Genomic DNA, 11,848 nt, shown 5'->3' on the forward strand with positions numbered 1-11,848 from the left:
AACAGCTTCGAGCATCATACAGGTATGATACTATGCTATTGCGTGATGCTGTACCATTCCTGCAACCATTGGCGCATCTGGGCGATTTCGGCTTCCTGCGCCGTGATGATCGCCTGAGCGAGGTTCTTGATCTCCTGGCGTTCTGCGTTCGGCAAGGCGTCTTCGGCCATCAAGATCGCGCCTTCGTGATGCGGGATCATCGCTTCAATAAACCGCTGGTCGAAAGGCGTACTTCCTGCGGCAACCATCATTGGCCCCATGTCCATCTGCATGCCACTGGTTGGTGCCAGATCGGGATACCAGGCGGATCGCCAGTCGCGCATCTGCGTGATCTCCGTTTGCTGTGCGCTGACAATTGCCTCGGCCAATTGCCGAATTTCCGGGCGTTCGGACGATTCAAGCGCCTGTTGCGCCATAACAATTGCACCCTCGTGATGGACAATCATGCTATCGATGAAAAGCGCATCATAGGGCGTATCGCCGGTGTTCTGCATCGTTGCGTGATCCATTCCAGCCATATCCGGCGCGCCGGTGGCGGAAGGCGCGACGGTCGACGGGGCCACACCGCACGCGACGGTCAGCCCTGCTGCAGCGAGAAGTATCCATGAGACCAAGAGTGTTTTGAGGCGCATCGAAGTGTATCCTTTGCTTGAAAAAGGCAGTCTACGGCGCAGTGTACATACACAAGCTCAAGATGACGTATGGTCATGTTCAAGATGAGGTCAAGAACGTATCGATGAGCAACCCCACCGTCGGCGTCAACGCCTCGGCTCCGGTGGGCAAAGCCGGCCTGCGCCGACTGGATCAGGCCACGAAGATGGCCTTCGTTTCCCCTAGCCGAGCCATTGACGGCCACGGCAGAAGATGCAATTGGCCTAGTTCAACGGCTTTGAGGTGTGGCACCTGGGATGCTATAATGATCTTGATGTGGCGATGACACTTCAGCGACCTGTGCGATGCGATTGCGCTCGCTCCTTCACTTCAGAGGCTGTCTGAAAAGGCGACGGTTTGCTTCGGAGTGCCGGCTTTAGCCGGACGAGGCTGTGATCACAGCTCCTTGAGCAGCCCCATGAGCTTGTACTTGCGCCCGTGGATCGCTCGCACCTCCGCCAGGTAGCGCTCCCAGGCGTCTGCCTGGCCTGCGGCGCGGTAGGCATCGCGGGCCCGGCGCAGCCAGTTCACCGCCCGGTCGTAGTGCTGAGCCTTCCCGCCGTTCATAATTGGCACAGCCTGGGCGATGGCCTTCTTGATCACCCACTGGGGTCGGGTGGTGATCGCCGCGTCCATCACCAGCTCCAGCACGCCGTAGCTGTTTCGCTCGGCCACCTTGATCGCATCATCAATCAGACCCTCGTGCAGGAAGATCTCGGCCTGGGCGCGGGAGCCTATCCAGCCCCCGGCGCCCTTGCGCAGCTGGTCGAGCAGCCGCGCGCGCAACTCGGGCCAGTCCTCGCCAGCGAGCTCGCGGGCGGCCAGGTAGCGTGCCATGCTCGGCTCGCTGGCGCAGGCCACCTCTGCCGCACGCAGGGCCAGGTCAGGTCGGCCAAGTCCAGGCGCGAACGAGGCCAGCCAGTCGCCCAGGGCACCCCGCAGCCCATCCAGACCCAGGCCATGCTCGGCGACCCGAAGTGCCGCGTCGAGCGCGCCGCCCTCGCGCAGGGCCATGGCGAGCGCCAGGGCATCCGCGGCGCTGGCAAGGGTCGCGATGCCCGCCGTGACAGCTTCCTCCGCTCTGCCCAGGTGGGCCAGCATCAGGGCACGCTCGCGATGCAGTTCGTAGGCTGCGGCGAGGTTGAGGTAGTCTTCCAGGCGACCCTGGCGCTCCAGGATGCGCAGCCGGATCAGGGCCAGCTTGGGACGCGGGGCGGTCGCCGACGCTCGCACCGTGGTGAGCGGTGCCTCGTCCCACTCCTCATCCTTGTCGTCCAAGCTCTCGTTCTCATCGTCGTCATCGCCGTCCGAGCCCTCGTCCGCTTCCGACGCCTCACGCTCGCCCACCTCGACCACACGCGGCGCAGGGGTGAGCACCGGCTCGCCGCGCAGGGCGCGGACGATCAACGGGTCGTGCCAACCCTCCAGGGCGGCCTTCATCGCCAGCCGCAGGCCATGGTCGTTCCCATAGTCCGCCGTATCGTCAGCCCACTCCGCGAGCTGTTCGGCCCACTCCTCCAGCTCATCGGGGCGCAGATCTGCTACGAGCAGTGCCTCGGCCCAGAGCTCGCCCAGGTTGTCGAAGACGGGGTCAAGGGTGTCGTAAGAGTCGTCGAAGGCATACTGGCCCGCACGACACTCCTCGGTGATCGCCTGAAGTAGGCTCAGGGCGTTGGCGCTGTCGCCGCCCTCGACAAAGCCGCGTATTTGGTTGAGGATGTCGCCCATACCCTCAGTGATCATGCTGGATGGGCCATCGTCATAGTAGTCGTTATAATCACGGTACGATGCGCGAAGCAGCGTGCGCACCTGGCGCTGGATCGGGCCGACGTCTATGGGCGGGCGCGCCGGAGCAGCGCGCGGTGGCGTGGCGGACTGCGTGGCCGCAACCTCTCCCGCAAGCATATCGGCAAGGTCGGGCTGGCGTGCGACCATGCGCAGCAGCAGGCCCATGAGCTGCTCGCGGTCGAGGGACTCCAGCAGCGCCGCAAGGGACGGCGCGACCTGGACGGACTCGGGCTGCCGGAGCGCGACGAGCAGAGCGGCGACCATATGCTTGCACCATGCGTGCGCTGCAGCGGGGCAGGTGCAGGTCGCCGCAACCAGGCCACCGGCGTCGAAGGTGACGCGCACGCGGTAGGGGTCGTACTGGCTGCCATGCACCAGCGCCTCCAGGACGCCCTCATGTAGCGTCAGGCCAGCGACCATGCCCTCGCGAACGTAGTCCTCACCGCGACTGAACATTTCGCCTGCGGCGTGTCGGCGGATCACCTGCTCGCTGAGGCCCGGGATGATCGTCATATCTCTTCCTCCCAGTCATCATCTTCCTCATCATCCTCATCTTCGTCGCCGTAGTACTGGGGCGGCGCGTCCCCCGTTGACTCGACCAGACGCGGATAGTCGCCCGGCTCAGCCTGCGGCTGGATCGTCACGAGCGTGACATCAAACTTGTGGTCGTCGCCGTAGTCGAAGTAGTAGAGCAGCGTATGGCCGACGCGCAGGCCCAACTGACCGAGCACAGCGGTGGTGGCATCCAGGGGCTCAACGTCCTCATCATCCTCTACGCCTGCAGCTTCCTCACCCGTGATCAGCTGCAGATCCTCCCCAAAGAGCGCACCCGCGAAGGGGTCGCCATCGGGGCCGGAGATCTCGTAGACGGCGTCGAACTCCTTCCCACGCAGGAAGAAGCTATAGAGGTGGTCGGCGTCCCACGCAAAGGCGTCCTGGATCGCGAAGTGCAGATCCTCGAGGGTCTGCTCAGGGCGCAGAGCGATGGTGCGCGTCGCGCCCGAACGGTCGTCTCTGAGTTGCACCCTGAACAGGTAGACGCCACCAGGACGATCGAGCGGGGCTGGCACCCCAACGTAGCGCAGAGTCATGCGGGCCTGGTAGCGCACCTCGAAGGCGGGGTCGTTGGATGCGCAGGCATTGAGCGCAACCAAAACATGCTCGGGGAGCGGACGCCTAGGGATGGCGTAGGCGCTGCCGAGGTAGTAGGCAGCCTGGGCGCGCACCTGCTCATTCGTGTGCTGGAGCGCGGCGTCAAGTGCGGCGTACGCGGCCGGGCTCGCCTGCCTGATCGCGAGCAGGGCCAGGGCCCCCACGGCGAATTGTCGCCTGCGCGGAGCGAAGCTGTCGCGCGAGCGTTTCAGGTCGAGCAGCGCCTGCCAGAAGGGAAGCGACTCGGTGGCCTGGGTGAAGCCGATCGCATTGAGCAGAAACGCCTCGGCCCTCGCCGCGTCCCTGGTGCCGCGCTTCGCGAGCTGGACGGCGAGCTGCTGGGCACGCTCGCGCTCAGAGGGCGGCAAGGTCAGCGGGGTTAGCTCGTAGAAAGGCGGCAGCAGATCGCTGAAGCGTTGCTTGCTGCCAGCTTCACCAGCCAAAGCCTTCTCTAGCTGGTCAAGCGATGTGCGAACTAAACGCAGGAAGTGCTGATCAAGGTTGCCCGGAGGCACCCGTGCGCTGATAAAGAGCCAATCCTCCAGAGGGTGGTCTTCCTCACCCATCGCGTTACCCTTTCACATAGTGCAGAGTCGCGCCGCATCAAGAGAGTCTGAGGCGGCATGAATCTGTAAAGCGTTTCCAGTAATCTGGGGCACCTGGAAGTGCATGCCGCCATCAGGTGCTGCGGTTATCCACCGAGATCTCGCAACGTTGGCTCCATGGCAAATGCCCCTAGTCGCTCACAAAGGTTGACCGAACTCCCCAGATGATACATGTTTTAGGTGCTGTTGTCGAGATTAAGTCTAAGAGGCTGTCTGAAAAGGGTGTCAGCATCGTGCGCCACCACGTGGTGTGCCCTTGGAGTGCCGGCTTTAGCCGGCTAAAGCCGGCACTCCGAAGCAAACCGTCGCCTTTTCAGACCGCCTCTAATATATCTATAGCTCGCGCCGGGCCACATGCCGGGCGATCTTCGCGCTGGTCAACTCGCGTAGGGCATCGCTGCCGACCCAGCGGGCCGTGCGCGAGTCGGACGCCTGCAGGCGTTGGGCAACGGCGATAGCCGTCTCATTCAATTCGGCGCTGCGCTGACCGATCTCACGGATAGCCCAAGGGAAAACTGAAAGCAGAAAGCAGAAAGATGAAAGCGCAGCGAATCAGCATTGTGGAGCAGTGCGGTTTTCAGCTTTCAGTTTTCAGCTTTTTGCTTTCCAATGCGCCCTGGCAGTCCTGCCGATGCGGCTTGCTCAATGCCACAATTGGTATCACTGCACATCAACGCTTTCAGCGCATGCAGGGACGCCGCCACGGTGATGCGCTGAGCAGCGTATCACCGCGGTTGTGATGAACGGGCAATGAGTTCCAGGAAGAAGACCGTGGATACGCAGTCGGTGGCGAGCCATAGCGCCATAGCCTCCACCCCTGACCCGGATGAAACGAGAGCGTGGCGGTCAACAGCCTTGCCGCGAAGCTGAACCAGAGCAAGACGGTCGCATGGCCCCAGTCTGCGCAATGGAGGCCGACGAAGTTATAGCCCGAACGTGTGACGAAGCGCAGCGTCGACCTTTGTCATGTCAAGTTCGCCGATCCGTCGTGTTATCTCTGTCGCTGCCACGGTCGCTACGTTGTCCGTCATTACCACTGAGTCAGGAAGAAGCCCTGCTCGTTTTCCTTCTTCGCTTGCTTGTCGCACCAACACGCGACTTGGGTGATTTGCCCGTTTCGTATTGCTTGAAATCATCGTTACGACATATTGAGCCAAGCCTGTACCCACATTCGTCGCCTGGACAATCACAACGGGACGTGTTTTGGCGGTGCGCAGATCGGCGTTGGGAAAAAGCACCAGAACCACATCGCCACGTTTATATCTGCTGCTTGGCCATGTCGTAGTCATTGTAAACGTCCATCTCAGGCTGATCCCAATCCGCAGCAAACACGGCAAGACGGGCGCGCAGGTCGGCTGCCTGTGCTTGATCAAGATCGTAGGCGGCGAGATCAAGCCCAACGGGCAAGATGGTCACTAATACGGGTGTCTCGTTTGCAATCTCATCCCCGTGTTCAACGAGTTCTATCTTGCCATTGCGAAACACGCCCTGAAGTGTGCGGAACATACGATCCTCCTTGTGTATGATCGTATGCTAGCAGAGCAAGGACAGAAGCGCACGTGAGAGGCACCCCCAATCACTCAAGAGGAGTTTGTCAACAAAGTTTTCTGACCGGCATCTGCTGAGGTGGCTTCCAACTCCCCAGATGATAGATGTTTTAGGTGCTGTTGTCGAGATTCAGTCTGATATATCTATAGCTCGCGCCGGGCCACGCGCTGGGCGATCTTTGTGCTGGTCAGCTCGCGCAGGGCATCGCTGCCGACCCAGCGGGCCGTGCGCGAGTCGGACGCCTGCAGGCGTTGGGCAACGGCGATAGCCGTCTCATTCAATTCGGCGCTGCGCTGCCCGATCTCACGGATGGCCCAGTTTACCGCCTTCTTCACGAAGTTGCGCTCGTCATGTGCCTCACGCTCGGCGCGGGCGAGGTAGCGCTGGAATAGTTCGGCGGGGGCTTTCTGGTCCTTACCAGCCACCTGCACCATGAGCACAAAGCCGGCCCGCTTAACGAACTCCTCGTCCCGCTCGCTCCAGACCAGAGCCTGATCACGGGCGAAGGGCGTGCGCACCCAGAGATTGGTGCAGCACTGATCGCAGAGATCCCACGAGTCGAGGTCGGCCACCCACTGCTCCATCTGCGCGAGCGTTACGCACTTTGGCTCGGCGACGATGCTGGCCAGGATACGCGCCTCGTGGATGCCGGAGGCCCAGAGCGCCTCGGCCAGGGCGTGGTTGCACCCAGTCTCGCGAGCAATGGCGCGCAGGGTCTTCACCGGCACGCCGAGGACGCGGGCGCCGCGGAATGTCGAAGCGGGCCATGCCAGCGGCGTCCTCGGGGCTTGCCAGTGATTCCAGGCGGGCGATGATCAGTGCAGCATCGGGCGAAGCAGGGGCCATGGTTACTCCTGAATGTGGCCGACAAGCCAGATCGCTGCCAGTGTAGCATAGCCACCAAGTGTTGGACATTATCAGCTTGCGCGCTGCGGAGGCATACCGACTGGGAGCCTTCCTGCGCCAGGAAATACGCCTACCTGGGCCTCAGCACCGGCTACCTTTCGGTTTTCAGTTGGCTGTTAACACAGGCGGTGCATCTTCAGGACAAAGCGCCGGGACTTACCCCAAGACAATGCCTCCTTCATAGCGTTCGCCACCTCGTTGACAGCCGTGTGCTGCTCGGATCCCCTGGATACCATCGTTGGATGAGATAACGATGAGATAGCTTTTCCTGGCCTGTTACCGCCCCCTTGAAACGCTTTCAAAACGCTGGCTGTGGCACACTTCTGACAGAGCTTGTTTTTTCTACGGTGGCTTCACGCCATTTGTTTGAGGAGTAAGGGTATGTCAGCACAACTGTGGCTGCCGGCCGAGATCGCTCACCGTATGCGCATCCTGCACGACGACATAGCGGCTCATACTATTGCGGTTGACGCCAATGAGGCCGGGCAAGGCATTCACCAGAGTCAGGTTGCGACGCTGAAGACGATGATGGAGGTTCTACTCCAGCGCCAGGACAATCTATTGACGGAACTGGCCTTGGATCGCAGTCCTGCCGCCATGGCCAAGACGTACGCCGACTTGCTCGGCGAGATCGCTGGCTCACACGGCCTGTGGCGGCTCTTCCGGACGATCTATGCCCAGCGCCTTGACCCGGCGGAGAAGCGGCTGCTCGACGCCGCCGACTTGGTTGCCGAGGACTGTTATCGGCCTTGCATCCAGGTAGCCCGCGACTGGGGGTTGATCGACGGCAAGTACCGTGAGCCGCCTCTGGTCTGGATCGAGGCTGGCCTCTCGCCGCTCATCTTCCCCCGCCAGTCGGAGGTTCGCGCCCTCGGCATGACCCTACGCCCCTACCTGACCCAGCGTTTGCCCATCCCCATTATCGTCCTGCCACCCGACCACGCCGGTTGCTTCTGGCTCTACGCCACGCTGCACCACGAGGTCGGGCACAACCTGGATCAGGATCTGCGTAGCGGCGGATGCGGGCAACGTATCGCTGAGGAGCTGCGCCAGAAGATCGTGGATCGGCTGGCGGCTGCGGGAGTCGACCCTGCGCGGCGTCAGATCTGGACGCGCTGGGCCGATGAGATTACCGCCGATGCCTTTGGTGTACTCCTTGGCGGTGCCGGTTTCGCCGCCTGTCTCACCGCGCTACTCGTCCCCCAGGCGCCGCAGCACGGGGAAGTGGTGCGTAACGATGAGCACCCCGACGCCTTCGTGCGCATCGAGCTGATCGCGCAGATGCTCGAGCGCTGCGAGATTGCGCCACTGAGCGCCGATGCCAGCGCGCTTCGTCAGCGCGCCGCCGGGCTCCCGCAGCCGTCCGATCTCGGGCCATTTCTGCGTCAGGCCGCAATCGTTGCCGAGCTCGCCATCGCGACACCGCTCGATGTCCTCGGCGGCCACCGGCTCCGTGACCTGACGCCCCGGCTCGGCGAGGATGCGCAGCGCACGCAGGAACTGGCCCACTATCTCTCGGGAAGAACCCCACTTCGGCCAAAAGAGTGGATCTGCCACCGCTTGGTGCCACCCGCCGCGCAGCTTGCGCTCCAGCAACTCGAAGCACATGATGAGCAGGCCCTTGCGGAGCTTCACGAGCGAGCCTTGACCTTCATCGAGTCGATCGAGCGGCCGGCCTTCCTAGGGGAGACCGGCCCGGACGAGGGCTTCCTCCGCACACTCGCTGAGGAAATCACATTCTAGGCGCATGAGGAGACGAACATGACACAGAAGAAGCGGGTAGCGCTCGTGCTAAGCGGCGGCGTATCGCTCGGCTCGTATATCGCCGGTGCCCTTGACGAGTTGCTGCGCTGGTTGGAGGCCGACGGCAGCTTTGAGATCGACGTCATCACCGGCGCTTCCGCTGGTGCGACCACCGCGGCCCTGATCGCCCACGGGTTGCTCTACCGGGGCGGCGCGACGGCGCTGCACGACGTATGGGTCAAGCAGATTGATATAGCCGATCTGCTCGTCCCGCAGCTTACAGACGACCAACTGATCACCCTGCTGAGCAGCGAACGGCTGAATGCAGTCGCGCGCGAGGTGCTCGCCTGGCCCGATCCAACCACTCCGGCCAAGCGATCGCCGCTGATCGGCACCTCACTGACCGTCGCGCTCACCATCACCAATGTTGAGGGCTTAAGCTATCGATCGCGGATCATGATGCGCGCCGATGGGCGCGCCGAGCCGTTCCTGCAGGATCGCTACGCCGAGCAGGAGACGTTTGTCTTCGACACGGCGGTCCCGCCGACCGACCCGGTCTGGCAGCGCATCCAGCAGGTGGGGATCGCCTCGGCGGCGCTGCCATTCGTCTTTCCGCCGGTGGCAATCCAGCGCGAGGCCGCCAACCCGGCACACTACCCGCAGCGACCGGAGTTTGAAGGCGCAGCGACTTTTATCTACTGCGACGGCGGCACCTTCAACAACCTGCCGATCGACCTGGCCTGGCACTACGCGCGCCAGAACGACGCGCCCGGCGACGAGCGCTGGGTGATCATCGTCGACCCCTCGCAGGATGTTGTCCGGCCAGTGGATTCCACCCCGGTGGCGGAGCGGCCGGCGCAGCGCAGCCTGCTAGCCTACGGACGTTCGCTGCTCACCGCGGTGATGGCGGAGAGCCGGGCGGTGCAGTTCGACCGCGAGGTGGTGCTGCCGTCAAAAAACATTGATGGGCGGGTCGAGCGCGGGCAGGCGGCGATCCCCGGCGTCGACCGTGCGGAGGTCGAGTTGCTCGACAAGATTGCACTGGTGCTGCCACGGGTGGACGACCCGCGGCTCAAGGGCTCCTACCTGATCTGCGCCCTGTCGGCCTTCTTGGATGAGCGCTTCCGCCAATACGACTTCCAGCGCGGGGCGGCCGACGCGCGGCGGGTAGCCCAGGAGGTGCTCGGCATCACCGCAGCGGTCGAGCGCCCTGAGGGGCAGCACTTCTACGCGCCGGACGACGACCCCAAGCTGAGCGCCGACCTGTCGAGCTACGCAGCGCTCGGCGCCATCCCCAGCAGCCGCGACCCAAAGCGCAGCGTGCGCCAAGTCTTCGAGGACGGGCTGCGCCGCCGCCTAAAGGCGATCGTTAACCAGATCGACCCGCCCGGCCCTGACGCGATCTACGCCTGGGTGCTGGAGCAGTTGCTGCTGCCGCGGTTGGGGGAGCTGTGGTGAGGGGCGTGGGTGGGTAGGGACGGGCAACACGGGGCGGGAGGAGCATTCGTGGCTGCTCCCGCGCGCATTTACGGCTCAGCGTGTGGCTCGGCCTCATTACCATGGCGCGTGAGCGGTAGGAAAGACCATCCTCAACTCTCCTTGTCTGATTGATGCCAGAACTGCCACCAGCGTCGCGATGAGCGATCGGAATGTGAGTCAAGTTTGGCCAGGTTTTGGGCGGTGAATAGCGTGGCAGGGTGTTTGGGGCCAAGCAGGCGGGTTAGGGCCTCCAGCACGGTCGCATAGCGCGTCCTGGCACTGGCGTAGTCTCCCTGGTTGAACAGCGTGTTGGCCAGACCCATAGCAGTGACGAGCGTGTCGGAGTGCTCGGGGCCGAGCAGACGGGTTTGGGCCTCCAGCACGGCCTCGTAACGAGAATGAGCGGCGCCGTAGTCCCCCTGCTTGAACAGCGTGGTGGCCAGGTTCATCGCCGTGGCGAGCGTGTCGGGATGTTCCGCGCCGAGCAGGCGGGTTTGGGCCTCCAGCACAGCCTCGTAGCGTGTCCTGGCTCCGACATAGTCCCCCTGCTTGTCCAGCGTGGTAGCCAGGTTGTTGGCGGTGGCAAGCGTGTCGGGGTGTTCGGGGCCGAGCAAGCGGATTTGGGCCTCCAGCACGGCCTCGTATCGCGTTCTGGCGCCGATGTAGTCCCCCTGGTTGAACAGCGTGAGGGCCAAGTTGTAGGCGGTGTCGAGCGTCTGGGGGTGCTCGGGGCCAAGCAGGCGGGTTAGGGCCTCCAGCACCGCCTCGTAGCAGGCGCGGGCACCGGCGTCATCTCCCTGGTTCGCCAGCGTATTGGCCAGGTTGTAGGTGGTGGCGAGCGTGTCGGGATGCTCAATCCCGAACATGCGGGTGCGGGCCTCCAGCACGGCCTCGTATCGCGTTCTGGCACCAATGTAGTCCCCCTGGTTGGACAGCGTGTTGGCCAGACCCATAGCAGTGACGAGCGTCTGGGGGTGCTCGGGACCGAGCAGGCGGGTTTGGACCTCCAGCACGGCCTCGTAGCGGGCGCGGGCACCGGCGTCGTCCCCCTGGCTCTCCAGCGTGGTAGCCAGGTTGTTGGCGGTGGCAAGCGTGTCGGGGTGTTCGGGGCCGAGCAGACGGGTTTGGGCCTCCAGCACGACCTCGTAACAAGAACGAGCGGCGCCGTAGTCCCCCTGCTTGAACAGCGTGGTGGCCAGGTTCATCGCCGTGGCGAGCGTGTCGGGATGTTCCGCGCCGAGCAGGCGGGTTTGGGCCTCCAGCACAGCCTCGTAGCGTGTCCTGGCTCCGACATAGTCCCCCTGCTTGTCCAGCGTGGTAGCCAGGTTGTTGGCGGTGGCAAGCGTGTCGGGGTGTTCGGGGCCGAGCAGGCGGGTTTGGGCCTCCAGCACGGCCTCGTAGCGTGTTCTGGCGCCGATGTAGTCCCCCTGGTCGAACAGCGTGTTGGACAGACCCATAGCCGTGGCGAGCGTGGCGGGATGCTCGGGGCCAAGTAGTCGGATACGGGCCTCCAGCACCGCCTCGTAGAAGGCGCGGGCACCGGCGTAGTCTCCCTGGTTCGCCAGCGTGCTGGCTAGGTTGTTGGCGATAACGAGCGTGTCGGGGTGCTCGGGGCCGAGCAGGCGGGTTTGGGCCTCCAGCACCGCCTTGTAGCGCACCCGGGCCGCAGCGTAGTCGCCCTGGTCAGACAGCGTGGTGGCCAGGTTCATCGCCGTGGCGAGCGTGTTGGGATGCTCCGCGCCGAGCAGGCGGGTTTGGGCCTCCAGCACGGCCTCGTAACGAGAACGAGCGGCACCGTAGTCCCCCTGGTTGAGCAGCGTGTTGGCCAGACCCATAGCCGTGGCGAGCGTGTCGGGATGCTCCGCGCCGAGCAGGCGGATTAGGGCCTCCAGCATGGCCTCGTAGCGGGCGCGGGCGCCGACGTAGTCGCCCTGGTCAGACAGCGTGGTGGCCAGGTTCATCGCCGTGGCGAGCGT

General features: G+C 63.7%; 10 protein-coding genes. 2 read left to right on the top strand and 8 right to left on the bottom strand.

Features of this window, described 5'->3' with window-relative positions:
* Positions 1–35: 35 nt before the first annotated feature.
* From EYB53_RS21620 to EYB53_RS21650, 7 genes are all read right to left on the bottom strand, one after another.
* Positions 36–632 (bottom strand): DUF305 domain-containing protein, encoded by a 597-nt coding sequence (locus tag EYB53_RS21620; protein ID WP_135480964.1) that lies wholly within the window; start codon positions 630–632, stop codon positions 36–38.
* A gap of 415 nt (positions 633–1,047) precedes the next feature.
* Positions 1,048–2,952 carry an SWIM zinc finger family protein gene (locus tag EYB53_RS21625; protein ID WP_135480966.1) on the bottom strand — a complete coding sequence of 635 codons (1,905 nt, stop codon included), beginning with the start codon at positions 2,950–2,952 and terminating at the stop codon, positions 1,048–1,050.
* Positions 2,949–4,157 (bottom strand): plasmid pRiA4b ORF-3 family protein, encoded by a 1,209-nt coding sequence (locus EYB53_RS21630; RefSeq protein ID WP_135480968.1) that lies wholly within the window; start codon positions 4,155–4,157, stop codon positions 2,949–2,951. Before EYB53_RS21630 ends, EYB53_RS21625 begins: the two co-directional genes overlap by 4 nt.
* Positions 4,158–4,529: 372 nt before the next feature.
* Positions 4,530–4,667, bottom strand: a complete 138-nt coding sequence (locus EYB53_RS21635) for a hypothetical protein (protein WP_167857540.1) — start codon at positions 4,665–4,667, stop codon at positions 4,530–4,532.
* 452 nt (positions 4,668–5,119) lie between these two features.
* Complete coding sequence (locus EYB53_RS21640; protein WP_135480970.1) at positions 5,120–5,485, bottom strand: type II toxin-antitoxin system PemK/MazF family toxin; 366 nt, start codon at positions 5,483–5,485, stop codon at positions 5,120–5,122.
* Positions 5,454–5,702: a hypothetical protein gene (locus tag EYB53_RS21645; RefSeq protein WP_135480972.1), complete on the bottom strand. Its 249-nt coding sequence runs from the start codon at positions 5,700–5,702 to the stop codon at positions 5,454–5,456. The genes EYB53_RS21640 and EYB53_RS21645 overlap by 32 nt, the downstream gene beginning before the upstream one ends.
* A 185-nt stretch (positions 5,703–5,887) precedes the next feature.
* On the bottom strand, positions 5,888–6,517 hold the full coding sequence (locus EYB53_RS21650) for a DNA alkylation repair protein (RefSeq protein ID WP_256439738.1): 630 nt from the start codon (positions 6,515–6,517) through the stop codon (positions 5,888–5,890).
* Positions 6,518–7,031: 514 nt separating this feature from the next.
* Between EYB53_RS21650 and EYB53_RS21655 the strand changes: the two genes are divergently transcribed.
* Positions 7,032–8,393, top strand: coding sequence for a hypothetical protein (locus EYB53_RS21655; RefSeq protein WP_135480974.1), 1,362 nt, complete (start codon positions 7,032–7,034; stop codon positions 8,391–8,393).
* An 18-nt stretch (positions 8,394–8,411) separates the two neighbouring features.
* Positions 8,412–9,851 (top strand): patatin-like phospholipase family protein, encoded by a 1,440-nt coding sequence (locus tag EYB53_RS21660; RefSeq protein ID WP_135480976.1) that lies wholly within the window; start codon positions 8,412–8,414, stop codon positions 9,849–9,851.
* 131 nt (positions 9,852–9,982) lie between these two features.
* On the opposite strand, the gene EYB53_RS21665 is transcribed toward EYB53_RS21660, so the two are convergent.
* A partial coding sequence (locus EYB53_RS21665; protein ID WP_135480978.1) for a tetratricopeptide repeat protein occupies positions 9,983–11,848 on the bottom strand: 1,866 nt, incomplete at its 5' end.

This window comes from Candidatus Chloroploca mongolica (assembly GCF_004762035.2).
GTDB classification, from domain to species: domain Bacteria; phylum Chloroflexota; class Chloroflexia; order Chloroflexales; family Chloroflexaceae; genus Chloroploca; species Chloroploca mongolica.

Coding starts and splice junctions, on each gene's coding strand:
- EYB53_RS21645 (WP_135480972.1), bottom strand. CDS start 5,702: ATGTTCCGCACACTTCAGGGCGTGTTTCGCAATGGCAAGATAGAACTC.
- EYB53_RS21640 (WP_135480970.1), bottom strand. CDS start 5,485: ATGACTACGACATGGCCAAGCAGCAGATATAAACGTGGCGATGTGGTT.
- EYB53_RS21630 (WP_135480968.1), bottom strand. CDS start 4,157: ATGGGTGAGGAAGACCACCCTCTGGAGGATTGGCTCTTTATCAGCGCA.
- EYB53_RS21660 (WP_135480976.1), top strand. CDS start 8,412: ATGACACAGAAGAAGCGGGTAGCGCTCGTGCTAAGCGGCGGCGTATCG.
- EYB53_RS21655 (WP_135480974.1), top strand. CDS start 7,032: ATGTCAGCACAACTGTGGCTGCCGGCCGAGATCGCTCACCGTATGCGC.
- EYB53_RS21625 (WP_135480966.1), bottom strand. CDS start 2,952: ATGACGATCATCCCGGGCCTCAGCGAGCAGGTGATCCGCCGACACGCC.
- EYB53_RS21620 (WP_135480964.1), bottom strand. CDS start 632: ATGCGCCTCAAAACACTCTTGGTCTCATGGATACTTCTCGCTGCAGCA.